This is a genomic window from Microvirga sp. (assembly GCF_014699075.1).
In the GTDB taxonomy this organism is placed as follows: Bacteria; Pseudomonadota; Alphaproteobacteria; order Rhizobiales; family Beijerinckiaceae; genus Microvirga.
The window spans coordinates 15560-38275 of the sequence record NZ_JACXAB010000005.1 but is presented as its reverse complement, the minus strand read 5'-3'; the positions used below and the strand labels follow the sequence as shown (position 1 = coordinate 38275).

Genomic DNA, 22716 nt, shown 5'->3' with positions numbered 1-22716 from the left:
GGAGGAAACTCCGGGGCTTCTTCGTTATCAGGCTGTGGTGCCTGGACGTCTTAGAAGTCCATGCCGCCCATGCCGCCCATGCCGCCACCGCCCGGCATTGCCGGACCGTTGTCGCGCTTGGGAGCCTCGGCAACCATGGCCTCGGTCGTCACGAGCAGGCCGGCCACCGAAGCGGCGTCCTGCAGAGCCGTGCGGACCACCTTCGCCGGATCGACGATACCAGCCTGGAGCATGTCCACGAACTCTTCCGTCTGGGCGTTGAAGCCGAAGGTGTCCGACGAGGTGTTGTCGTTGATCTTGCCGACCACGATCGAGCCCTCGACGCCAGCGTTCTCGGCGATCTGACGGATCGGAGCCTCAAGAGCGCGCAGCACGATCTTGATACCGGCCTGGACGTCCGGGTTGTCGGTTTTGAGCTTCGCAACCGCACCCTTGGCGCGCAACAGAGCCGTGCCGCCGCCGGGGACGATGCCCTCTTCCACCGCAGCGCGGGTGGCGTTCAGAGCGTCGTCAACGCGGTCCTTCTTCTCCTTGACCTCGACCTCGGTCGCACCGCCGACGCGGATCACCGCGACGCCGCCTGCGAGCTTGGCGAGACGCTCCTGGAGCTTCTCACGGTCGTAGTCCGAGGTGGTCTCCTCGATCTGCGCCTTAATTTGCGAAACGCGAGCCTCGATGTCAGCCTTCTGGCCGGCACCGTCGATGATCGTGGTGTTCTCCTTCTCGATGCGAACGCGCTTGGCGCGGCCGAGCATCGGGAGCTGCACGGTCTCGAGCTTGATGCCGAGGTCTTCCGAGATCGTCTGGCCGGCGGTGAGGACGGCGATGTCCTCGAGCATGGCCTTGCGGCGATCGCCGAAGCCCGGAGCCTTCACGGCGGCGATCTTCAGGCCGCCACGGAGCTTGTTGACCACCAGAGTGGCGAGAGCCTCGCCTTCCACGTCCTCAGCGATGATGAGGAGCGGCTTGCCGGTCTGAACAACAGCCTCGAGGATCGGCAGCATGGGCTGGAGCGAGGAGAGCTTCTTCTCGTGGATGAGGATGTAGGGATCCTCGAGCTCGGCCACCATCTTCTCGGCATTGGTGATGAAGTAAGGCGAGAGATAGCCGCGGTCGAACTGCATGCCTTCGACGACGTCGAGCTCGGTCTCGGCGGTCTTGGCTTCCTCGACGGTGATGACACCCTCGTTGCCGACCTTCTGCATGGCATGGGCGATCATCTCGCCGATGTCCTTGTCGCCGTTGGCGGAAATCGTGCCGACCTGGGCAACCTCGTCGGAGGACTTCACCTTCTTGGCGCGGGCCTGGATGTCCTTCACGGCCTCAGAGGTCGCGAGGTCGATGCCGCGCTTGAGGTCCATGGGGTTCATGCCGGCGGCAACTGCCTTGGCGCCCTCGCGGACGATGGCCTGAGCCAGAACGGTCGCCGTGGTGGTGCCGTCACCAGCGATGTCGTTGGTCTTCGAGGCCACTTCGCGCACCATCTGGGCGCCCATGTTCTCGAACTTGTCGGCGAGCTCGATCTCCTTGGCGACGGTGACGCCGTCCTTGGTGATGCGCGGAGCGCCGAAGCTCTTCTCGATCACCACGTTGCGGCCTTTGGGGCCGAGGGTGACCTTCACCGCGTCGGCCAGAATGTCGACGCCGCGCAGCATCTTGTCGCGAGCATCGGAAGAAAACTTAACGTCTTTGGCAGCCATGGGCTTAGCCTCCAGTTAAATTGGAAAATCTTTAATGGGTCCGCGGGCTTGGTTAGCCGACGATGCCCATGATGTCGGATTCCTTCATGATCAGGAGATCCTGACCGTCGATACGCACTTCGGTGCCGGACCACTTGCCGAACAGGACGCGGTCGCCGGCCTTCACGTCGAGGGCAACAACCTTGCCGCTCTCGTCACGGGCGCCGGGGCCGACGGCGACGATCTCGCCCTCTTGCGGCTTCTCCTTGGCGGTGTCCGGGATGATGATGCCGCCGGCCGTCTTCTCTTCGGCTTCGATGCGGCGGACGACAACGCGGTCGTGCAGCGGACGGAACTTCATGGAACTTCCCCTTTGACTGTTGGTGCAGCCCCTCTGGCCGCACCCTGGTCTGTCGGCTGTTAGCACTGTTCATTGACGAGTGCTAACGCTGGCCGCGAGATAGGCATATGCTGACGGGGAGTCAAGACATCTAACTCAAGGTCAGCCTCAGAAAGAGGCCTTGACGCCCTATAGAGCCGGGTCATGATCGTTTCATGACCGATCTGGATGCCATCGGCAAAAGCTGCTTTGCCCTTCACGCCCGCATGACGGCGCGGCTTCTGAGCCGCACCTACGAGGCGGCCCTGCGCCCTCTAGGCCTCAAGCTGCCCCAGTTCGGCATCCTGGGTGCCATCGGGCATGGAACGACCGCATCCGATACCGTCCTGGCCGAGAGGCTGGGATTGGAGCGCACCACCCTTGTGCGCAACCTGAAGCTTCTGAACCAGAACGGCTGGATCGAGCCCCTCCCCGGCGAGGGGCGCGGCTTGCGGCACCGGCTCACCCCCGAGGGCCAAGCCATTCTGGAGGCTGCCATCCCCCTCTGGCAGCAGGCCCAAGCTCAGGTGGAGGCTCGGCTCCAGGATGTCGAAGGCGATGAGGCCCGCAAGGCGATGCGCGCCCTGAGGAAGGCCTCTCATTCCTCTTGAAAGCCATTGCAGGATCTCGCTCCTTCCCCTACCGTGTATCTACACAGATGGGAGAGAGCGATGCTTGAGCGGGTTCATGGAATCGTATCGCGGGATGTGCTGACGGCCGAGCCGGGCCTCGCGTTCCTGCGCGGCATGCTGGAGGGCCGCCATCCGGCTCCTCCCTTCTCACGCTCGACCAACGTCTACATGATCCAGGCCGAGGAAGGCCGGGTGATCTTCGAGGGTGAGCCGACTGAAAGCTTCTTCAACCCGCTCGGCACCATCCATGGCGGCTGGACTTCCGCCATCCTCGACAGCGCCATGGCGTGCGCCGTCCACAGCACCCTGACCGCTGGCCAGGGCTATACGACGGTCGAGATGAAGCTCAACTTCGTCCGGCCGATCCTGCCGAACACCGGCAAGGTCACATGCGAGGGCGTTCTGATCCATCGCGGCGGAACGCTTGCCACCTCCGAGGGCAAGCTCTTCGATGCCAAGGGGCGGCTTCTCGCCCACGGCACCGAAACCTGCATGATCTTCAGCGCGGCGGCCAGCAAGGCGGCTTAGGGCATCGGACCCAAAGGTGGAATGCACTTTTGGGATCCATCCGATGCTCAGTCTCTAAGCTAGCGCTTCGATGTCATCGCAGCCGCGGCGACGATCAGCAGACCGCCGCCCAGCGTCGCCCAGGTCGGGATCTCGCTGAACACCCCGTAGCCGATCAGCACCGCCCAGATGAGAGCGGTATACTCAAGTGGAGCCAGCCGCGCCGCCTCCGCCTTGGCGTAGGCGGTGACCATGAGCATGTGGCCCATGAAGCCCAGCCCCCCCATGAGCATGAACCAGCCCAGGTGCATGAGGTCGAGCGGCTGCCAGACGAAGAGCGCGAAGGGCGCCACGAGAACGGCCGGACCGATATTCTGGAAGACCACGATGTGCAGGAACTTGTCGCGCTGGGCGCGCTGGCGCAGCAGCACGAGGCTGAGCGCATAGGTGACGGCCGATGTGAGCGCTGCGGCGACACCGGTCCAGGACCGCGTCGCGTCTGCCTCTCCAGTCTGCCCCAGAACGACGACAAGCGTTCCGGCAAACCCGATGGCAATGGCCCCGATGATCCGGATATCCACCCGCTCCTTCAGCATCAGGAGCCCGAAGAGGGCGATGAACATGGGCGAGAGGAAGGACAGGACGAGGGTCTCGGCCAAGGGCAGCTGCCCCAGCGCATAGAAGAAGCTGACCGCCGTGACGACGGCGATGACCGACCGAACCGAATTCGCCGCCACTGTTTCTCGGCTCGGCCAGCCGGGCCGCATGACGGACACGACGGCGGCCACGATGAGAGAGCCGCAGGCAAAGCGCAGGAAAGCCACCTGGAAGATCGGGTAAAAGGCGGCCATTCCCTTGATGACCGCATCCATGATGGACAGAACCGCGATGCCCGAGGCCGCCCGCAGGGCGGGACCGAATTTCATGATGTCACGACGATGTGAAAAGCAGCGTCCGGGATGAGCGCCGTCGAAGCGAAGGCTCTTACAGCACTTTCATTGCAGCTTCACGCTTCTTTTCACGGGATCGACAGGAAAGCGATCCTGGGCTGCGCGCTTAAATTCATCCGAGCTTGGCGGAAACAAAAGCCGCGCTTGTCGTTATTTAAGCAAAACACAGCGATAGGACACTTCAATGCGTGCTTGGATCCCTTGCTCTGCAATGCTTTTGGCCGCCCTCCTGCCGGCCGCGGCCTCGGCCCAGCCGATGGGCCGCGCCGGACAGTTCTACGGCAACACCTATATCGCCTCGGAATACGACAACTATCCTTACGCACGGTCTCAGGACGGCTATGCGGAGGATTATCCGCTCGTCACGCGCCCTTCCTCCAGGACCCAGGCTTATCGCACCAGCAGTTACCCGTATGACGTGCGCTCCACCGGCAGCGTCGTCGCCTCCCTGCCCCAGGATTACGGAAACGGCACGGGCTACGACAACAGCATCGATTATGCGATCGCCCCGCAGTTCCAGCGCCAGATCGTGTCGTACCAGGGAAGAGAACGTCCCGGCACGATCGTGGTCGATACCAGCAGCAAGTTCCTCTACCTCGTGCAGGACGGTGGCCGCGCCATCCGCTATGGCATCGGCGTCGGCCGCGAAGGCTTCGAGTGGAGCGGACGCCAGACCGTTTCCATGAAGCGCGAATGGCCGTCATGGCGCCCGCCGGCCGACATGCTGCGCCGCCGGCCCGACCTTCCCCGGTTCATGGAAGGCGGCCCCGACAATCCGCTCGGCGCCCGCGCACTCTACCTCGGCTCATCGCTCTACCGCATCCACGGCACCAACGAGCCGCACACCATCGGGCAGGCTGTTTCCTCGGGCTGCATCCGCATGCTCAACGACGACGTGGTCGATCTCTACAACCGCGTGAAGGTCGGTGCGAGCGTGATCGTGCTCTGATCGCACGAAAGCGGAATCACAACTCCTTCGGTGGCCGGGCTGAAGCCCGGCCATTCTCTTTTTGAAATGCTCTCGCCGGCGTAGCGCCGAGTCCCGCAGGTGTGCGGGTGATCGATCCGTTCTCAGAATCCCATGCCGGCAAAGCAAAGCGCCCGCCATGTGGCGGGCGCTGTCATCGACCGGAAGAACTCTTTTAAGCCCAGTCGCCCGCGTCTCCGCCATCGCCGCCGAAGTCGGAAAAATCCTGACCGGAATCCTGTTTGCTCGCATCCTGGTAGAGTGAATCCGTAATGCCCGCATTGCCGGCGTCGGCAGCCTGATCGGCGCCTCCGAGGCCGGCCGCAGAGGCCACATCGCTCGCCGGATTGTTGTCGCCGCTGAAGGCGCTCGTCAGGGCATTGGCGATCATCATGCCGCCGGCAACGCCGGCCGCTGTGGAAAGCGCCGTACCCAGGAAGCCGCCTCCGCCGCCGCGCTGCATCATGCCACCGCCCCACGGGCCGGGCGCGCCGCCCATCATGCCGCCCTGAGGCGCGCCATGATGCTGTTGCGAATGGTGCTGCGGCTGTCCCCAGGGCGAAGCCTGACGGGCCGGAGGGGTGTTGTAGGCCGGTCCCGGCGGGCGGGAGCCGCCGCCGAAGATGCTGGACAGGAAGCCGCCCTGCTGCGGCCGCCGGCTGGCCTGATCGAGTTCTGCGCGCAGATGCTCGTTCTCAGCCTGAAGATTGGCAAGCGCCTGCTCCTGCACGTAGACCGCCTGCGCCATCGCGTAGGGCGCATAGGGCTGCTCGCGCAGCTTCTCGGCAATGAAGCGTTCGGCCTCGGGATCGCGCGGCTGGTTCGCCACCTGTTCGAGCCGTCGGAAGATGTCGCTGATGACCTGGCGTTCCTGATCGTTCATGGCAAGCCTCCTTCACGAGATGTTGGAGACAGATGTAAGCATGGCCATCGGGTTTGTTAGGGGTGCGCGAGGTCGAGCCTGCGCATATTCCGCAGAGCCTGCGGTGCAATGGCCTCCAATTCCTGAAGCTCACGCCACGCGGCCCCATGCACCTCCCGCAGGTTGGGCAGGAGAGCCGCGCTCTCCTGGGCTCTCACCAGATACCGGATATCGTGATGCCAATGCTCGGGCTCCCCGCGCTCGGGACGGGCGGGGATGCGGTGGCTGTCGATGTCGATGGGAAGACCGGATGTGCCATGCCAGGGATCAATCGCAAGCCCCTCCATGCCGGTCTCCTCCACGGCTTCGCGCAGGGCTGAGACCGCCAGATCCTCCGGTGCCTCGTAATGCCCGCCGGGTTGCAGCCAGCGGTCGAGAGATCGGTGATGGATCAGGAGGATTCTTTTGCCCTTTGCGTCGAGGATGAACGCCGATGTGGTCACATGGCCGGGAAAGGTGCGGCGGGAATGAATGTCATCCCCATTCCCGATCTGCCGCCGCAGGAGCGCATGACGCTCCTCAGGCACGTCGAACGCACGCGCATGCCGGTCCAGAATCGTTTTTACATGCTCTCGGAAGGCCGCAGCGTCGAAGCTCGGAGATGAGACATCCACCGCCGCTCAGCCTTTCATCACCTGGGCGAAAGCGTCCTTATAATCCGGATGCCAGCGCGACAGGGGCGGACGGTTTTCGATGATGTCCTCGGCGGCCCAGCGGATGCGCTTCTCGTCCGTGTCCCGGGTGGTCTCGTTGTCCGGGCACAGCACATAGAAGTCGCCCCGCTCCAAGGCCGGCAACAGGAAATCGATGACCTGTTCCGGAGCCCAGGCGCCGGCGGGCTTCTCCGTCACGCCTCTCGCCTTGGTGAAGCCGGTGTAGACGAAGCCCGGGATGAGCAGATGCGCCGACACCCGGCAATCGGGCGCGTTGCGCAGCTCATGCGCCAGCGCCTCGGTCAAGACCTTCACGCCGGCCTTCGATACGTTGTAGGCCGTATCGCCCGGCGGCGTGGTGATGCCCTGCTTGGAGCCGGTGTTGATGATGGCGCACGGGCTCCCCTGCTCGATCATGGCTGGAGCGAAAGCCTGAACGCCGTTGATCACGCCCCAGAGGTTCGTTTCCAGAATGGCCCGCCAGCGCTGCGGATCGCCGAAAATCTGCCCGCCGCCCTCGGTGCCGGCATTGTTCATCAGCACGGCGACTTCACCGAAGGCTGCATAGACCTCGTCCTTCAGGCGATCGACATCCTCGCGCCGGCTCACGTCGGCGGCTATGGCCAGAACGTTGTCCGGATTGGCAGCAACGCCTGCCACCTCTTCGGCGCTGCGATGGAGAGCCTCGCCCTCGAGATCCGCAAGGCACACTTTCATTCCTAAACGCGCGAAACGCTTTGCCGCCGCAAGCCCGATGCCGCTGGCGGCTCCGGTGATGACGGCAACGCGGTTGGCGGCGATTGCTGGATGCTGGGCCATCATTGCGATCCTTGAGTTCGGCCTCGGAGCCGATGAGATTCCTTGATGGCCCAAACTGGTGCACCTTGGATCATTCGCCAAGGCGCGTCGCGCATGGACGGCATGCGGTTGCGGTAAGACGCCCGCTGGAAAAAAGAAGGCCCCGCATCGCTGCGGGGCCTTGGAGGTAACTTGATTATTCCGCGTCCGGCGACTTGAGCGGCCGGACATTGGTCTCGACCTCCTCCTCGTCGAAGAGGGACGGGTCGTCCTCCTGCGTGTCGAGGCGGGTCTTCTTGCGCAGGGCCACGTATTTCTTCTGGATCTTGGTGCGGCTTTCGCGGGCGATCTCGAGGGCGCCCTGCACGAGGGAGCGCTCGGCCTTCTCGTTCTGCAGCTCCTCCGTGAGGCGCCGGTTGGCGGCCTCGAGGGCGCTGCGATCCTGCTCGAAGCGCTTGGTGAGCTGGTCGATGCGCTCGGAGAGGCTTGCCACCTTGTTGTCGGAGCTTTCGATCTGAAAGTCCTTGGCCGCGATGGCCTTGCCCAGCATCTCCACGCGCTCCTGCAGCTCGATGCGCGAGCGCTGGAGTTCGTTGACCATGGCCACCTGACGCTCGACCTCCTGCTGGGTCGCCTCCAGGCGGCGATCGAGAGTGTTCTTCTCGATGGTGGTCTCTTTCAAGGTGCGCTCGACGCCGCGCAGCGCCTCGTTCTTGTCGCGCAGCTGGTCGCGGGTATGGGCCAGGATCTTGTCGGTGGCCGAGAGACGCGAGGTCAGTCCCTCGATCTTCATGTCGAGCGAGGAGAGATCGGTCTGGTGGGCCGAACGCTCGGAGTCGATCTGCGTTTCGAGGCGCTGGCGCAGCACCTGCTCGGCCATAAGCTTGGTCTCAAGCTCGGAGGCGCGCTGGCGGGTGGATTCGAGCTGCGTCTCCAGCTCCCCATAGCGGTTGCCGAGGCTGGAGAGGCGGTAGTTCTGCTCCTCGGCCACCTTCTGCAGCCGCTTCACCTCATGATCGAGCAGGCCATTGCGCTCGCGGGTCTCGATGAGCTCCCGCTCGGCCCGGGCCACGGTCTGGTCGGCTTCCTGGGCCTCGAGGCGCAGGGCCTGGTTCTCTTCCGTGATGTTGCGGGCCCGCTCGGTCTCGATGGCGAGCTGGTTCTCCAAGTCGGCGACGATCGCCTCCTTGTCCTTCACGTTCAGGCGCAGGTCCTCGATGAAGCTGTCCTGCTCGCGGAGCTTGGATTCCGCCTTGCGCAGCTGGGATACGGCGGCGTTCATGTCGTCCACGGTTCGGGCGTGGACGCTGCCGAGGTCCCCAAGCTCCCGGCGCAGGCTCTGCGCGGTTTCGGTTTCCTGCTTGAGCACCGCCTCGGTCTCGAGCAGCCGCGACTGGAGATGCGGATAGCTGCGAATGAGTTCGGTCACCGGCTCGTTCAGGAGGGCGAAATCCTCCTTGAGGCTCCGCAGCTCCTCCAGCCGGTCGATCATGTTGGCGAATCGAACGCGGATCAGCTCGTTCTTCTGGCCGACCGAATCGAGCATGCCGTTGGGCCGGACGATGACCGGCTCGGCCTTTTCCGGCGCAGCGGGAGCCTGAAGCGCCGGGGCAGCCGCCGCCCCGCCGCCCTGCGGCATCAGAGAGGCAGATTCGGCCTCATCCTGCTTTTTGCCAAAACGATTCCTGAAAGACGTCCATCCCGAAGACATGATGCCGGCCCTTACGTCCTGAAATTCATACTTTCCTAACTTTTAACCCAAGCGAGGGGTGTTTGGAAATAAAATTTCGTTGCGTAAGAGTGTAGCAGCCTTACTCTGCCGCGATGGTTAACGGCTGGCCGGAGCGCTTGCCGAAACCCGCCTCCTCCAGGGTTTCCGGCATCGGGCCGCCTGTCGCCCAGTCGAGAAGCTCGACCGTATGGACGATGGGGATCCCGGTCCCCTGGCCGATCTGGGTCATGCAGCCGATGTTGCCGGTGGCAATGAGGTCGGGCTTGGTGCGCTCGATATTGGCCACCTTGCGGGCCCGGAGCTGGGCGGCGATCTCCGGCTGGAGCAGGTTGTAGGTGCCGGCCGAGCCGCAGCAGATGTGCCCTTCCGGCACGTCCTTCACGGTAAAGCCCGCCTTCTTCAGCAGGGTCTTGGGCTCGGTGCGGATGGCCTGGCCATGCTGCATGGAGCAGGCGGAGTGATAGGCCACCACGAGGTCCGTCTCCCGCACGGGCTCCATCAGCGTCAGGGATGTGACGTATTCGGTGACGTCCTTGGCGATGGCGGACACGCGGGCCGCCTTCTCGGCATAGCTCGGGTCCTCCCGGAACATGAAGCCGTAATCCTTGATCGTGGTGCCGCAGCCGGACGCCGTGATGACGATGGCATCCAGCCCCTCCCCGTCCATCTCGGCGATCCAGGCGTCGATGTTGCGCTTGGCGAAGGCATGGCTGTGCTCGTCCCGGCCCATGTGGTGGACGAGGGCGCCGCAGCACCCCTCCCCCTTCGGCTGCACCACGTCGACGCCGTGGCGGTTGAGGAGCCGGACGGCGGCCTCGTTGAAGCCGGGCTTGAGCACCGGCTGGGCGCAGCCGGACAGGATGGCGACGCGGCCCCGCCGCTCCCCATGGGCCTTGTAGGTGCCGGGCTGATCGAAGGGGGTGCGGGGCGGTATGCGCACCGGCGCCAGCTCGATCATGGCCTGCAGGCGGCGGCCCAGGAGCGGCAGCGCGCCGATGACACCTTTAAGGGGCTTGGCCAGCATCGCGGCGCCGAGCGCGAAGCGGAAGCGGTTCGGATAGGGCAGCACGGTGGCGAGAACCCAGCGTAGGAGCCGGTCGTGCCACGGCCGCGTGTAGGTGGCCTCGATATAGGCGCGGGCATGATCGACGAGGTGCATGTAATGCACGCCCGAGGGACAGGTGGTCATGCAGGACAGGCACGAGAGACAGCGGTCGATGTGCTTGACCACCTCGGGAGACGCGGGCTTCCCGCTCTCCAGCATATCCTTCATCAGGTAAATGCGCCCGCGCGGAGAATCGAGCTCGTCCCCGAGGAGCAGATAGGTTGGGCAGGTCGCCGTGCAGAAGCCGCAATGAACGCAGGTGCGGAGAATTGTCTCCGACGCCGCCATGGCGGGATCCTTCAATTGATCGGGCGTGAAATTGGTTTGCATGGTTTATCTCAGATCGCCCCTTGCCACCGGTTGATGGCATCAATGGGATAGATCAGCATGATGATGTTGAGAATGAGATTATCGCGGATCCAGAACCCGACAAAGGCTTCCATGATCAGAGCCACAAGGATGGTCAGCCAGACGGGCCAGAGCCGCGCCAACGTGAACCCTGCGATCATGGCGAGAATGTCCGAGACGGAGTTGATGACGCTGTCGCCATAATAGTCGAGGGCGATGGTGGTTGCCCGATAGCGGTTGATAATCGTGTCGGTGTTCTCGGCGATCTCCCAGGCCGCCTCCAGCCCGATGGCGAGCAGAAGCGCGATACCAAAGGGAAGCGCCTTTCCGCGCAGAACACCGATCATCCAGGCGCCGCAATAGAACAGGAACCCATGGATGACATGGGAGGGCGTGTACCAATCGGTCAGATGCTGCGAGTTGCCGGAATCCTTCACGGTCCCATGCCACAGCTCGACGCTGCCGCAGGTGCAGATCGGGGTACGGCCTATTGCCAGAAGAATGGCGGCGGTGAGCGCGATGAGCCCGAGCGCGAGCCCGACGATCAGCGCAGGGTGCGTGCCGTTGGAGGCCGTTGCCTCCGAGGTGAGCAAAGTTGTCCCGGCCATCTCAGATCCCCGCATACATCCGCCCCGGATTGAGAATCCCGGCCGGATCGAAGGAGGTCTTGATGCCACGGGTCAGCGTCATCAGTGCGTCGGATTGCGGCTCGAACACGTCGAGGGTCGAGCGCACTTCCGCAGGCGCCCGCACAAGGGTGGCATGGCCGCCATAGGTTTTGGTCGCTTCGCGCAGGACCGAAGCACCGGCATCGCCGTCGGCCGGCGTCGAAATCCACACGAGACCGCCGCCCCAGTCGTAGAACCATTGCGCGTCAAGAGACTGCGCCACATGCGCTGCGAGATCAGGCCCCTTCGTCGGCGTGGTGGAGACGCGCCAGATCGCTCGTTGAGCGTGATCGGTCAGAACGCTGGCATCACGCACCGATTGCCAGAGCGCCTCGGCGCCCACACCTTCGAGAATGTCCATGAACCGGAAGCGCTTGAACAGGCGCTTGAGCTCGTTCATGCGGTAATCCACGGAGACGCGAAAACCTTCGAGCCGGATCAGCGTGCTGCCGCCGCGCCGGTCACGGTCGGGCAGATGCGCGGCGCCTGTCACGTCGAAAGGCGAGCCGAGGGCTATGGACAAGGCCTCGATGGCCTGGCTGTCGTCGAGGCCGCGGATGACCAGCGTCGCCATGCGCTCCGGCTTCGGGAGCACCTTGAAAGTGACCTCGGTAAGAAAGCCCAGCGTGCCCCAGGAGCCGGCCATGAGCTTCACGAGATCGAGCCCCGTGACGTTCTTCATCACGCGGCCGCCCGACTTCACTACCTCGCCGCGCCCGTTGACGAAGCGCACGCCGATGAGGCTGTCCCGCGCGGCCCCCGCCATGATCCGGCGCGGGCCGGAGATGTTCATGGCAGCAATCGCCCCGATGGTGGGATCGCCCTTTGTGCCGAGCAGAGAGCGATAATCCATGGGCTCGAAAGGCAGCTCCTGCCCTTTTGCAGCGAGAACCCGCATGACCTCCAGCACCGGCGTGCCGCTACGCGCGGAGATCACGAGTTCCGCCGGCTCGTAGAGCGTGATGCCGGACATGGCGGCCGACGAAATCGAGGCATCGGTCTGGTTCGGACGCCCCATCGGCGCCTTGGTGCCGTTGCCGGACACATTCAGCAGCGTGCCCGTCGCGGCCGCGTCGCGGATGATGATGGAGGCTTCCTGCTCGTCGCGTGGGGTGTGAGTGGTCACGCGGCGAACCTTCCTTCGAGCGGAAACACTTTTGCCGGATTGAGCAGCCAGCCGGGATCGAACACGCCGCGCACGCGCATCTGCTGCTCCAGATCGACGGGATTGAACTGGTAGGTCATCAGGTCGCGTTTCTCGATGCCGACGCCATGCTCGCCGGTGAGGCAGCCGCCGACCTCGACGCAGAGTTTCAGGATGTCCTCGCCGGCCTTCTCGGCCTTCTCCATCTCGCCCGGCACGTGGGTGTTGAACATCACGAGCGGATGCAGGTTGCCGTCGCCTGCGTGGAACACGTTGGCGACGCCGAGCCCGTAGGACTTCACGATCTCGTCGATGCGCCGGAGCACATAAGGCAGCTGGCCCGTCGGGATCGTGCCGTCCATGCAGATGTAGTCCGCCACGCGGCCCGTAGCGCCGAAGGCCGATTTGCGGCCCTTCCAGATCGCCGCGCTCTCGGCTTCCGATTGCGAGACCTTCATCGTCTTGGGCCGGAACGGTTCGGCGATGGTGACGATGCGGCGGAGCATGTCGTCGATCTCCTGGTCCGAGCCCTCGACCTCCACGATCAGCATCGCCTCCACGTCGAGCGGGTAGCCGGCATGGGCGAAGGCCTCGCAGATCTGGATCGCGGGCTTGTCCATGTATTCGAGCGCCACCGGAATAATCCCCGCGCCGATGATCGCCGCCACGCAGGCGCCCGCATCCTCCGCCTTCTCGAAGCCGAAGAGCGCAGGGCGCGCACCTTCCGCCGCACGCAGGATCCGCACCACGGCTTCCGTGACCACGCCTAGCTGGCCTTCCGAGCCGCAGACGAGGCCGAGAATGTCGTAACCCGCAGCGTCCAGATGCTCGCCGCCGATCTCCACCACTGTGCCGTCGAGCATCACCAGGGTGACGCCCAAGAGGTTGTTGGTGGTCACGCCGTATTTCAGGCAATGGGCGCCGCCGGAATTCATCGCGATGTTACCGGCGATCGTGCAGGCGAGCTGGCTCGACGGATCAGGCGCGTAGAAAAAGCCCTCGTGGGCCACGGCCTGGCTGATGCCCAGATTGGTGATGCCGGCCTGGACCCGCGCGGTGCGTCCCTCGAAGCTCACATCCAGCACCCGGTTCATCTTGGCGACGCCGAGCACGATGGCATCCTCCTGCGGGATCGCCCCGCCGCAGAGCGAGGTTCCCGCCCCGCGCGGCACAACCTTGACTCCATGGTCGTGGCAGAAGCGCATGACGGCCGAGACCTCCTGCGTGGTGGAGGGCAGCACCACCGCGAGCGGCATCTGCCGGTACGCGGTCAGGCCATCGGTCTCGAAGGCGCGGCGTTCATCCTCGGAGACGATCAGGGCCTCCGACGCGACAAGGCGCCCCAGCCCCTCGATGATCTCCCTCCGGCGCGCCAGAACAGCTTGGTCCGGTTTGGGAAATGCAATGGTCATGGAAGCCTCCTTGAGGATCATCGCCTGCGCCTGGGGAATGGCTACCTTAACAATAAGGCGGCTTTCCCCGTGAGCTTTTTCCAATAATGTAGAATCTCTCTAAGATGGCATAGGTGTCCAGCAAAGGAGTTTTTGATGCGTTCCTTCGTTCTATCCGCCGCCTTCGTTCTCGTCGGGCTCGGTCAGGCCCAGGCTCAGGATGCCGCCGCCGGCGAGAAGACCTTCGCCCAATGCCGTGCCTGCCACCAGGTGGGTGAGAATGCGAAGAACGCCGTCGGCCCGGTGCTGAACGGGCTTTTCGGACGCCCGGCCGGATCTGTGGAAGGTTACACCTACTCCCCAGCCAACAAGAACTCGGGCATCACCTGGGACGAGGCGGTTTTCCGCGAATACATCCAAAACCCGCGCGCCAAGATACCCGGCACCAAAATGGTCTATGCCGGCCTGAAGGACGAGCAGCGCATCACCGACCTCATTGCTTATCTCAAGCAGTTCAACGCGCAGGGCCAGAAGGCCACCCAATGAGCATGAGTGCCGCGCCGTCCCCGGCTCGCCCGGAGAAGCCCCGCGTGGGGCTGTTCGTCACCTGCCTTGTCGACCTGATGCGTCCCTCCGTGGGCTTTGCCGCCGTCAAGCTCCTGGAGAATGCCGGCTGCGTCGTCCACGCGCCGGTCCAGACCTGCTGCGGCCAGCCGGCCTACAACTCGGGCGACCGGGGCACCACGCGGGATCTGGCGATGCAGATGATCGAGGCCTTTCAGGGCTACGACTACGTGGTTGCTCCCTCGGGCTCCTGCGCGGGCATGATCAAGGCGCATTACCCGGAACTCTTCGAGGAGGATCCGAACTGGCGCGCCAGGGCCGATGTTCTGGCGGCGAAGACCTACGAGCTCACGAGCTTCCTGGTCGATGTGCTCGGCATCACGAAGGTCAATGCCACGTTCGACGGTGCCGTGACCTATCACGATTCCTGTTCGGGCCTGCGGGAACTCAAGGTCAAGACCCAGCCGCGCAGGCTGCTCGCCAGCGTGGAAGGCCTCACCCTCGTCGAGATGCAGGACAGTGATGTGTGCTGCGGTTTCGGCGGCACCTTCGCGGTGAAGTACAGCGACATCTCCGGCGCCATCGTGGAGGCCAAGGCCAAGAACATCGAGGATTCGCATGCTCCGACCATTCTCGCCGGCGATCTCGGCTGTCTCATGAACATGGCCGGCAAGCTCAGCCGTGACGGCAGGCCGATTCAGGTGCGTCACGTTGCCGAGGTGCTGGCCGGCATGACCGACGAGCCGCCGATCGGTGCTGCAAAAGCCAACGCGATCAAGTAGACATCATTCATGACCGTTCACTCCACCTCCCCTCAGTTCAAGCAGAATGCCGCGCGGGCACTGAACGACAGCCAGCTGCAGAAGGCGCTCGGCAACGTGAAGCAGGGCTTCATCGACAAGCGCCAGATGGCCGCCGACAAGCTGCCGGAATTCGAGGCGCTGCGGGATTCGGCGCGCGACATCAAGAACCACACCCTGGAGCATCTCGACCTCTACCTCGAGGCTTACGAGGAGAAGGTGAAGGCGTCCGGCGGGCATGTGCATTTCGCCCGCGATGCGGCGGAGGCCCGCGACATCATCTTGAAGATCTGCCGCGAGACCGGCGCCAAGACGGTGACGAAAGGCAAGTCCATGATCTCGGAGGAGATCGGGATCAACCATCATCTTGAGGCGAACGGCATCACGCCCGTCGAGACCGATCTCGGCGAATACATCATCCAGCTGCGCAATGAGCTGCCGAGCCACATCATCGCGCCCGCCGTGCATCTGAACGCCACGCAGGTGGAGGAGGATTTCCGGCGCGTCCACACGCATCTCGACGCCAAGCGCGATCTCTCCGAGCCCGTGCAGCTGTTGACCGAGGCCCGCGCGGTACTGCGCGAGCGTTTCCTCGCGGCGGATGTGGGCATCACCGGCGCCAACTTCCTCGTGGCCGAGACGGGCACCTCGATCATCGTCACCAACGAGGGCAATGGCGATCTGACCCAAATCCTGCCGAAGACCCACATCGTGCTCGCGTCCATCGAGAAGCTCGTGCCGACGCTGGAGGATGTGAGCCAGCTCCTGCGCGTGCTCGCCCGCTCGGCGACGGGCCAGGAGCTCTCGGTCTACACCACCTTCTCCACCGGCCCCCGCCGCAGCACGGATGCGGACGGACCGGAGAACTACCATGTGGTCATCCTCGACAACGGCCGCTCGTCCATGCTCGGCACGGCCTTCGAGGAGATGCTGCGCTGCATCCGCTGCGGCGCCTGCATGAACCATTGCCCGGTCTATCACGCGGTTGGCGGGCACGCCTATGGCTGGGTCTATCCCGGCCCCATGGGCGCGGTGCTCACGCCGTCGCTCATCGGTGTCGACAAGGCGGGTCACCTGCCCAATGCTTCCACATTCTGCGGTCGCTGCGAGAGCGTGTGCCCGGTGCGCATTCCGCTGCCCAAACTCATGCGCCACTGGCGCGAGCGGGAATTCGAGCGGCACCTGACGCCCGCCACCGTCCGTTCGGGCCTCCAGCTCTGGGGCTTCTTCGCCAAGCGCCCTGACCTCTATCGCTTCGCGACCCGCGCGGCAATGGGCGTCTTGGGCTTCGCCGGCCGCCAGCGCGGCCGCTTCTCCTGGCTGCCGATGGCGAAGGGCTGGACCCAATATCGCGATTTCCCCGCCCCGCAGGGCGAGACGTTCCAGCAGCGCTGGAAGCGCGAGCGCAACGGGAGAGCTGCATGAGCGCCCGCGACGACGTCTTTGGCAACATCCGCCGCTCGCTCGGGGTCAACGGCACCGAGACGATCCGGCGCCAGATGGTGCAGGATCGCCTGGAGCGCTCGCCCAAGGGCGTGATCCCCCAGCGCGGACAGGTCTCGGGCGAGGAGCGGATCGCCCTGTTCAGGACCATGGTCGAGACCTCGCTGGCGACGGTCACCGAAGTGGCTTCCTCGGCGGAAGTGCCGCAATCCATCGCCCTCTTCCTGCGCAATCACAACCTGCCTGCCACCTTGCGCATGGGCGACGATCCCCGCCTCAACGCCATGCCCTGGCAGGACACCACGCTCGAGGTCGCCCACGGGCCGAGCGAAGGCCGAGATCTCAACGCGGTAAGCCACGCCTTCGGAGGCATCGCCGAATCCGGAACGCTGGCGATGGTGTCGAGCGCCGACAATCCTTCCACCCTCAACTTCCTGCCCGACAACCACATCATCGTGGTCTCGGCCAAGGATATCGCCAGCGATTACGAATCCGTCTGGAACCGGGTGCGCTTCGCCTATGGCAAAGGCTCGATGCCGCGCACGGTGAACTGGATCACCGGCCCGTCCCGCTCCGGCGACATCGAGCAGACCCTGCTGCTCGGCGCCCACGGCCCAAGGCGGCTGCATGTGGTGGTGGTGCGGGAGTAGCGTCAAAGCTCAAGCCGCATTGCTGCATGGCGCACGGCCGCATCATGACCCTCTCTCGTCATCACCGGGCTTGTGCCGGCGATCCACGTCTTTGCCACCCACCCTCTCCATCCTCATCCTCAGAGTCTGGGTCATAAAGCGCCGACAAGCCCTCCTCCCCCTTGTGGGGAGGAGTTGGAGGTGGGGGTGCCGGCGCTTCGCTGGTCCAGTCTAGCGCTCACACCCCCACCCCGGCTGCTTTCGCAGCCACCCCTCCCCACAAGGGGGAGGGAAAGCCTATGCCCAATGCCAGAAGGGATTCCTGAGCCAGCCTCTGAGGAGCAGATGCAGTCTGCGTCTCGAAGGAGCCTCCAGAGAGCACTGGATCCTCCTTCGAGACGGCGCTTTGCGCCTCCTCAGGATGAGGGTTGACAAAGGAAAGACGTGGATGGCCGGGACTGATCCCCGGATCAAGTCCGGGGACGGTCATGACGGAGAGGGTGTCATCCCCGGCGTATGAAGTGCGGGAAGCGGATCCACTCATACGCACTGCGCCATGAATTCCCTTTCCCTCCGCTGCGCGTCCTTCCGGGAATGACACTGCCCCCTTTCCGCACGAATGGAGCAGCTGCGCAGAACGTTCATGAACCAGCCTCTGAGGAGCGCCAGATTCGACAAGCCTTCCGGCTGAGCCATAATTGCCTGGCAAGATAGCTGCAAAGCTTGGAGCTTCGGCATGTCCATCCCGACACTGATCTTTCGTACCCTTCGCTGGTCGGCCTGGGACGGCTGCGAGGCGGGGCTGGAGCATGTGGATGTGCGCCCGGCCGATGGCGGGCTCGACATCTCCGGCGTGGTGATCGCCCAGGAGGACGGGACCCAGTTCGGCCTTTCCTACCGTCTCAAGCTGGATGCCCTGTGGCACACGAGGGACGTTCTAGTGAGAACCACCTCAGGCCATGTGCTCCACCTGGAGAGCGACGGCCACGGGCATTGGCTGGAGAACGGCAAGGATCAGCCGGCGCTTCAGGGCTGCATCGACATCGACATCCAGGCGACGCCGATCACCAACACCCTGCCCATCCGGCGCCTCGATCTCGACACCGGAGAGAGCATGGAGATCCGCCTGTGCTACATCACCGTGCCCGATCTGACTGTCTTTGCCTCGACCCAGCGCTATACCGCGCTTGAAGCAGGCTCGCTTTATCGCTTCGAGAGCCTGGAGGACGGCTTTACCGCGGACCTGCCCGTGGACCAGGACGGTTTTGTCCTCGACTATCCCGGATTGTTCAAGCGCCTCGGCTGATCCAGGTTTTCCCGCCGTGACATCTGGGCACAGGAGGTAGGGCTGGCGCCGACCTACCTTTTCAGCTAAGTCTTTGAAATCGCATGTAGTTTTTAGTCATTCTAAACTAGAACAACAAATGATCGTCTGCTCCTGCAACATCCTCTCCGACGGTGATGTCAAAGCCTGCCTCAAGCCGGGACCGGATTGTCCCCGCACCCCGGCGCAGGTCTACCGCTGTCTCGGCTGCAGCCCCAATTGCGGGCGCTGCGCCCGGACGATCCGCGCCATCATGGATCAGGCCCTCGCGGCTGCGGGCGCGGAGCCCATCGCGACCTGTAACCGCGGCTGCTGCCCGACCACCCTCGAAAAAGCGGCGGCCGAACCCACCCTTTGAACAAAGGGGCTTTTACCCTAGTTCATAATCCTCCAGAGCATCGGACCCAAAAGTAGATTTGCACTTTTGGGATCGATCTGATGCTCATGTTTTAAACTTGCGCATCGTTTGGGCGGACCCAGTGGGCCGCGCCAGCGAAAACCGGCTCCACTTTTCCGCACGATGCGCTAAGGAATGGTCCGGCGCATCGGCGCCGCATGGACGAGAGGGTTAGGATGAAGGGTGATCCCAAGGTAATCGAGTATCTCAATCGCGGCCTGCGCAGCGAGCTGACGGCGGTCAACCAGTATTGGCTGCACTACCGGCTCCTGGACGACTGGGGCTACAAGGAACTTGCGAAGACCTGGCGCAAGGAATCCATCGAGGAGATGCACCACGCGGATCGCTTCATCGAGCGCATCATCTTCCTCGAAGGCTTTGCCAATCTGCAGGTGCTCGACCCCCTGCGCATCGGCCAGAACATCCAGGAGATCCTCGAATCCGATTTGGCTGCGGAATACGAGGCCCGCAATCTCTATGGTGAGGCGGCTGGCTATTGCGACAGCATCGGCGACCGGGTGTCGAAGAATATGTTCGAGGAGCTGATGAAGGACGAGGAAGGCCATATCGACTTCCTCGAGACCCAACTCAACCTCATCGAGCAGATCGGAGTCGAGCTCTACGCCCAGAAGCATATCGGCGGCCTCGACGACGAACACTGAGGCTCTTCATATATCAATCAACCTCATCCTGAGGAGGCGCGGAGCGCCGTCTCGAAAGAGATTCCAGAGAGCACTGGAGGCTCTTTCGAGACGCAGCTGCGCTGCTCCTCAGGATGAGGCTCCTGGAGAGATTCGAGGCCCGCCCCAGGCGGGCCTTTTGCTTGTCAGGTCGATTTCGCAAGCTTGCCGGGCTCCTCGATCGAGGCGATCGGCAGGGTCACGAGGCGCAGCTCCGGATCGTCCGGATCGATGCGGATCGAGAAGCCGAGGCTGCGGCACATGTCAAGCATGGTGGAGTTCTCGCGCAGCACCTGGCCCTCGACCTCGCGCAGGCCCTCCACCTTCGCCCACTCGATCATGAGCCGCATCAGCTCCCAGCCGAGACCCAGGCCTTTCAGGTCCGAGCGGAGCAGGATGCCGTATTCTCCGGTCTCGTGGTTCGCGTCCGCATGGAGGCGGACCGCGCCCATCATCTCGCCCGTCTCCCCGTCGAAGGCCACGAAGGCGATGGCACGGGCGTAGTCGAGCTGGGTCAGTCGCGCCAGGAAGGTGTGGCTGAAATCGCGAACGGGCGCGAAGAAGCGCAGGCGCAGATCCTCCGGGGTGATCTTCTCGAAAAAGCGCCGGAACTCATCCTCATCCTCCGGCCGCACGGGCCGCACGAAGGCGTTCCTGCCGTTACGAAGACCAATGGTGCGCTCCCATTCCTTCGGATAGGGCCGCACCGCAAAGCGCGGATGTCCGCTGCTCTTGCGGGTTTCGGGCGCAACCGCCACGCGGGCATCGACGGCGATCACGCCGGTCTCATCCGCGAGCAGCGGGTTGATGTCGAGCTCACGGATTTCGGGCAAGTCGGCCGCCATCTGGGCGAGCTTGACGAGGGTCAGGGCAATCGCCCCCTCGTCGGCCGCCGGAACGTCGCGATAGGCCTTGAGCCGGCGCGACACGCGGGTCCTCGCGATGAGATCGTGGGCGAGTTTCAGGTCGAGGGGCGGCAGGGCCAGGGCCTTGTCGTTGATCACCTCCACGGCCGTGCCGCCGCGCCCGAAGAGCACCACGGGACCGAAGGATGGGTCATCAGCGATGCCCATAATCAGTTCGCGGGCCTTGGTCCGGCGCACCATCGGCTGCACCGTGACGCCGGCCACATGCGCCCCAGGCTTCAAGCGTGCCGCGCGCTCGAAGATGTCGGCCGCGGCCCTGCGCACCGCCTCCTCGGTGGTGAGATCGAGCTTCACGCCGCCGATATCGGATTTGTGCACGATGTCCGGCGAGAGAATTTTGACGGCAACCGTTCCCCCCTCGGAGAGAATCGGTTGTGCGGCTTCCGCCGCCTCGTCCGGTGTCGTCGCGAGCACCACCGGCGCAGTGGGAATGTCATAGGCCCTGAGCAGGGCATTGACCTCGAGCGGATCGAGCCAGCGGCGGTTCTGCGAGACCGCATGATCGGTGATGGCGCGGGCGGTATTCGTATCCGACTCGAAGTCGTGCGGAAGGTCGTCCGGTGTCTCCATCAGCTGGTTCTGAGCCTCGCGGTAGCGCACGAGCTGCATGAACCCGCGCACCGCATCGGCCTCCGTGGCGAAATGCGGGATGCGCGCCTCCTCGAACACGCGGGCCGAGTCCGGGTCCTCGCCGATCCAGGCGGCGAAGACCGGCTTCTGGCGATAGCCCCTCGCCCGGTCCTTCTTCACGACGTTCACGACGGAGGAGGCCACCTCCGAGGCCCCAGCCACGGCTGTGGGCACGTTGAGGATCAGAACGGCATCGTTCTCCGGATCGGCAAGGAGCGCCTCCAGAGCACCTGCATAACGCTCAGGGTTGGCATCGCCGATGATGTCGATGGGGTTTGCCTTCGACCAGGTCGGCGGCAGGATGGCATCGAGCGAATTGCGGGTTGCCTCCGAGATGGTGGCGAGCGTTCCGCCGAGATCCACCAGACGGTCGACGGCGAGAACCCCGATGCCACCTCCATTGGTAAGAACTGCCAATCGATTGCCAGGAAAAGGCTTCTGCCGCCCCAGGGTTTCCGCCGCGGCGAAGAGCTGGTCGAGATCGAGCACGCGCAGCAGTCCGGCCCGGCGGAACGCTGCGTCATAGACCGCGTCAGACCCCGCCAACGCGCCCGTATGCGTGGCGGCGGCCTTGACTCCTTGCGCATGACGCCCGGCCTTGATCACCACCACGGGTTTCACGCGCGCTGCGGCACGGGCGGCCGACATGAACTTCTTCGCGTTGTCGATGGACTCGATGTAAAGCAGGATCGCGCGCGTGCCGCTGTCGGCGGAGAAAAAGTCGAGGCAATCGCTGAAATCGACATCGACCTTGTCGCCGAGGGACACGATGGCCGAGAAGCCCACATTCCTTTGCGCGGCCCATTCGACGAGGCCCGCCGCGATGGCGCCCGACTGGGAGACGAGCGCCAGATCGCCGGGCTTGGCGCTGTGGGCCGCGAAGCTCGCATTCATCTTGGCCCGGGGAGCGAGCACGCCGATGCAGTTGGGCCCGACAACGCGCAGCCCGTGCGCGCGGGCCGCCAGCCGGACCTGCTCATTCAAGGACCCTTCGCCATAGCCCAATCCTGCGGTTGCCACGATGGCGACGCTCACGCCGATCTGCCCGGCGTCCTTGATCACGCCGAGCACCCTCTCCGGGGGCACCGCGACGACGATGAGATCGGGAACCTCCGGAAGCTCGGCCAGGGATGGAAAACACGCCCTCCCTTCGATCTCCACATGGTGCGGGTTAACGCACACGATATCGCCCTCGAACCCACCGGCAATGAGGTTGCGCAGGAAGGTCAAGCCAAGAGAGCCGGAGCGCGGGCTTGCGCCGACGACGGCAATGGAGCGTGGGGCGAGCAGCTTGTCGAGGCGATAGGTGGACATTGGAATCCTTCGTCTCGTGAATGTCTCAGGGCGGAGCAGCCCACCAGAACCTATTGCGACCCGCTGTAAGCGCAAGTCACCCCGGCGGCTTTGATCCATCGCACAGGATCACGAGCAGGTGTCAGCCGCATGAA

The 22716-nt window shown here is 64.2% G+C and carries 22 protein-coding genes; 10 read left to right on the top strand and 12 right to left on the bottom strand.

The genetic code is table 11. The annotated features are described in order from the left end of the window. Positions 1–50 precede the first annotated feature (50 nt). Positions 51–1700 carry a chaperonin GroEL gene (groL, locus tag IC232_RS09820; RefSeq protein WP_190844746.1) on the bottom strand — a complete coding sequence of 550 codons (1650 nt, stop codon included), beginning with the start codon at positions 1698–1700 and terminating at the stop codon, positions 51–53. A gap of 52 nt (positions 1701–1752) precedes the next feature. Next, the gene (gene groES / locus IC232_RS09815) at positions 1753–2040 is read right to left on the bottom strand and encodes a co-chaperone GroES (protein ID WP_190844745.1); all 288 of its coding nucleotides are present in this window, start codon (positions 2038–2040) and stop codon (positions 1753–1755) included. Positions 2041–2234: 194 nt separating this feature from the next. Here groES and IC232_RS09810 point away from each other — a divergent pair, with 194 nt between their 5' ends. Further along, the gene (locus IC232_RS09810) at positions 2235–2669 is read left to right on the top strand and encodes a MarR family winged helix-turn-helix transcriptional regulator (protein WP_190844744.1); all 435 of its coding nucleotides are present in this window, start codon (positions 2235–2237) and stop codon (positions 2667–2669) included. A 60-nt stretch (positions 2670–2729) separates the two neighbouring features. Further along, a complete protein-coding gene (locus tag IC232_RS09805) occupies positions 2730–3218 on the top strand; it encodes a PaaI family thioesterase (protein WP_190844743.1) in 489 nt (162 codons plus the stop codon). Positions 3219–3277: 59 nt separating this feature from the next. Here IC232_RS09805 and IC232_RS09800 read toward each other — a convergent pair whose 3' ends face one another. After that, a complete protein-coding gene (locus IC232_RS09800) occupies positions 3278–4123 on the bottom strand; it encodes a DMT family transporter (protein WP_190844742.1) in 846 nt (281 codons plus the stop codon). A 235-nt stretch (positions 4124–4358) separates the two neighbouring features. Here IC232_RS09800 and IC232_RS09795 point away from each other — a divergent pair, with 235 nt between their 5' ends. Further along, entirely contained in the window at positions 4359–5096 is a 738-nt protein-coding gene (locus IC232_RS09795; protein WP_246812139.1) for a L,D-transpeptidase, read from the top strand. 193 nt (positions 5097–5289) lie between these two features. Here the strand turns inward: IC232_RS09795 and IC232_RS09790 are convergent, their stop codons facing one another. The 8 genes from IC232_RS09790 to IC232_RS09755 all read right to left on the bottom strand — a co-directional run bounded on the left by IC232_RS09790 (position 5290) and on the right by IC232_RS09755 (position 13896). Then, entirely contained in the window at positions 5290–5997 is a 708-nt protein-coding gene (locus IC232_RS09790; protein WP_190844741.1) for a DUF2076 domain-containing protein, read from the bottom strand. A 56-nt stretch (positions 5998–6053) separates the two neighbouring features. Further along, a complete protein-coding gene (locus tag IC232_RS32340; protein WP_210335310.1) occupies positions 6054–6650 on the bottom strand; it encodes an NUDIX hydrolase in 597 nt (198 codons plus the stop codon). A 6-nt stretch (positions 6651–6656) separates the two neighbouring features. Beyond that, positions 6657–7508, bottom strand: coding sequence for an SDR family NAD(P)-dependent oxidoreductase (locus tag IC232_RS09780; protein WP_190844740.1), 852 nt, complete (start codon positions 7506–7508; stop codon positions 6657–6659). A gap of 175 nt (positions 7509–7683) precedes the next feature. Continuing rightward, entirely contained in the window at positions 7684–9126 is a 1443-nt protein-coding gene (locus IC232_RS09775; protein ID WP_190844739.1) for a chromosome partitioning protein ParA, read from the bottom strand. Between the two features lie 172 nt (positions 9127–9298). Next, positions 9299–10654 (bottom strand): glycolate oxidase subunit GlcF, encoded by a 1356-nt coding sequence (gene glcF, locus IC232_RS09770; protein WP_190844738.1) that lies wholly within the window; start codon positions 10652–10654, stop codon positions 9299–9301. Positions 10655–10662: 8 nt separating this feature from the next. Then, on the bottom strand, positions 10663–11280 hold the full coding sequence (locus IC232_RS09765) for a DUF2585 family protein (protein ID WP_190844737.1): 618 nt from the start codon (positions 11278–11280) through the stop codon (positions 10663–10665). A gap of 1 nt (position 11281) precedes the next feature. Beyond that, positions 11282–12466 carry a glycolate oxidase subunit GlcE gene (gene glcE, locus IC232_RS09760; protein ID WP_190844736.1) on the bottom strand — a complete coding sequence of 395 codons (1185 nt, stop codon included), beginning with the start codon at positions 12464–12466 and terminating at the stop codon, positions 11282–11284. After that, positions 12463–13896 (bottom strand): FAD-linked oxidase C-terminal domain-containing protein, encoded by a 1434-nt coding sequence (locus IC232_RS09755; protein WP_190844735.1) that lies wholly within the window; start codon positions 13894–13896, stop codon positions 12463–12465. Before IC232_RS09755 ends, glcE begins: the two co-directional genes overlap by 4 nt. Positions 13897–14031: 135 nt before the next feature. On the opposite strand from IC232_RS09755, the gene IC232_RS09750 reads away from it, so the two are divergent. The 7 genes from IC232_RS09750 to bfr all read left to right on the top strand — a co-directional run bounded on the left by IC232_RS09750 (position 14032) and on the right by bfr (position 19694). Next, positions 14032–14421: a c-type cytochrome gene (locus IC232_RS09750; RefSeq protein ID WP_190844734.1), complete on the top strand. Its 390-nt coding sequence runs from the start codon at positions 14032–14034 to the stop codon at positions 14419–14421. A gap of 2 nt (positions 14422–14423) precedes the next feature. After that, positions 14424–15221: a (Fe-S)-binding protein gene (locus IC232_RS09745; protein ID WP_409564912.1), complete on the top strand. Its 798-nt coding sequence runs from the start codon at positions 14424–14426 to the stop codon at positions 15219–15221. Between the two features lie 9 nt (positions 15222–15230). Further along, the gene (locus IC232_RS09740) at positions 15231–16664 is read left to right on the top strand and encodes a LutB/LldF family L-lactate oxidation iron-sulfur protein (RefSeq protein WP_190844732.1); all 1434 of its coding nucleotides are present in this window, start codon (positions 15231–15233) and stop codon (positions 16662–16664) included. Further along, the gene (locus IC232_RS09735; protein WP_190844731.1) at positions 16661–17332 is read left to right on the top strand and encodes a lactate utilization protein C; all 672 of its coding nucleotides are present in this window, start codon (positions 16661–16663) and stop codon (positions 17330–17332) included. Before IC232_RS09740 ends, IC232_RS09735 begins: the two co-directional genes overlap by 4 nt. Before the next feature lie 715 nt (positions 17333–18047). Further along, the gene (locus IC232_RS09730) at positions 18048–18617 is read left to right on the top strand and encodes a putative glycolipid-binding domain-containing protein (RefSeq protein ID WP_190844730.1); all 570 of its coding nucleotides are present in this window, start codon (positions 18048–18050) and stop codon (positions 18615–18617) included. Positions 18618–18735: 118 nt separating this feature from the next. Next, positions 18736–18993, top strand: a complete 258-nt coding sequence (locus IC232_RS09725; protein WP_190844729.1) for a bacterioferritin-associated ferredoxin — start codon at positions 18736–18738, stop codon at positions 18991–18993. Positions 18994–19208: 215 nt separating this feature from the next. Next, complete coding sequence (bfr, locus tag IC232_RS09720; protein WP_190844728.1) at positions 19209–19694, top strand: bacterioferritin; 486 nt, start codon at positions 19209–19211, stop codon at positions 19692–19694. Positions 19695–19858: 164 nt separating this feature from the next. Here the strand turns inward: bfr and IC232_RS09715 are convergent, their stop codons facing one another. Further along, complete coding sequence (locus IC232_RS09715; RefSeq protein ID WP_190844727.1) at positions 19859–22582, bottom strand: bifunctional acetate--CoA ligase family protein/GNAT family N-acetyltransferase; 2724 nt, start codon at positions 22580–22582, stop codon at positions 19859–19861. Positions 22583–22716: the final 134 nt, after the last annotated feature.

Coding starts and splice junctions, on each gene's coding strand:
- groL (WP_190844746.1), bottom strand. CDS start 1,700: ATGGCTGCCAAAGACGTTAAGTTTTCTTCCGATGCTCGCGACAAGATG.
- groES (WP_190844745.1), bottom strand. CDS start 2,040: ATGAAGTTCCGTCCGCTGCACGACCGCGTTGTCGTCCGCCGCATCGAA.
- IC232_RS09810 (WP_190844744.1), top strand. CDS start 2,235: ATGACCGATCTGGATGCCATCGGCAAAAGCTGCTTTGCCCTTCACGCC.
- IC232_RS09805 (WP_190844743.1), top strand. CDS start 2,730: ATGCTTGAGCGGGTTCATGGAATCGTATCGCGGGATGTGCTGACGGCC.
- IC232_RS09800 (WP_190844742.1), bottom strand. CDS start 4,123: ATGAAATTCGGTCCCGCCCTGCGGGCGGCCTCGGGCATCGCGGTTCTG.
- IC232_RS09795 (WP_246812139.1), top strand. CDS start 4,359: ATGCTTTTGGCCGCCCTCCTGCCGGCCGCGGCCTCGGCCCAGCCGATG.
- IC232_RS09790 (WP_190844741.1), bottom strand. CDS start 5,997: ATGAACGATCAGGAACGCCAGGTCATCAGCGACATCTTCCGACGGCTC.
- IC232_RS09780 (WP_190844740.1), bottom strand. CDS start 7,508: ATGGCCCAGCATCCAGCAATCGCCGCCAACCGCGTTGCCGTCATCACC.
- IC232_RS09775 (WP_190844739.1), bottom strand. CDS start 9,126: ATGCCGCAGGGCGGCGGGGCGGCGGCTGCCCCGGCGCTTCAGGCTCCC.
- glcF (WP_190844738.1), bottom strand. CDS start 10,654: ATGCAAACCAATTTCACGCCCGATCAATTGAAGGATCCCGCCATGGCG.
- IC232_RS09765 (WP_190844737.1), bottom strand. CDS start 11,280: ATGGCCGGGACAACTTTGCTCACCTCGGAGGCAACGGCCTCCAACGGC.
- IC232_RS09755 (WP_190844735.1), bottom strand. CDS start 13,896: ATGACCATTGCATTTCCCAAACCGGACCAAGCTGTTCTGGCGCGCCGG.
- IC232_RS09750 (WP_190844734.1), top strand. CDS start 14,032: ATGCGTTCCTTCGTTCTATCCGCCGCCTTCGTTCTCGTCGGGCTCGGT.
- IC232_RS09745 (WP_409564912.1), top strand. CDS start 14,424: ATGAGTGCCGCGCCGTCCCCGGCTCGCCCGGAGAAGCCCCGCGTGGGG.
- IC232_RS09740 (WP_190844732.1), top strand. CDS start 15,231: ATGACCGTTCACTCCACCTCCCCTCAGTTCAAGCAGAATGCCGCGCGG.
- IC232_RS09735 (WP_190844731.1), top strand. CDS start 16,661: ATGAGCGCCCGCGACGACGTCTTTGGCAACATCCGCCGCTCGCTCGGG.
- IC232_RS09730 (WP_190844730.1), top strand. CDS start 18,048: ATGTCCATCCCGACACTGATCTTTCGTACCCTTCGCTGGTCGGCCTGG.
- IC232_RS09725 (WP_190844729.1), top strand. CDS start 18,736: ATGATCGTCTGCTCCTGCAACATCCTCTCCGACGGTGATGTCAAAGCC.
- bfr (WP_190844728.1), top strand. CDS start 19,209: ATGAAGGGTGATCCCAAGGTAATCGAGTATCTCAATCGCGGCCTGCGC.
- IC232_RS09715 (WP_190844727.1), bottom strand. CDS start 22,582: ATGTCCACCTATCGCCTCGACAAGCTGCTCGCCCCACGCTCCATTGCC.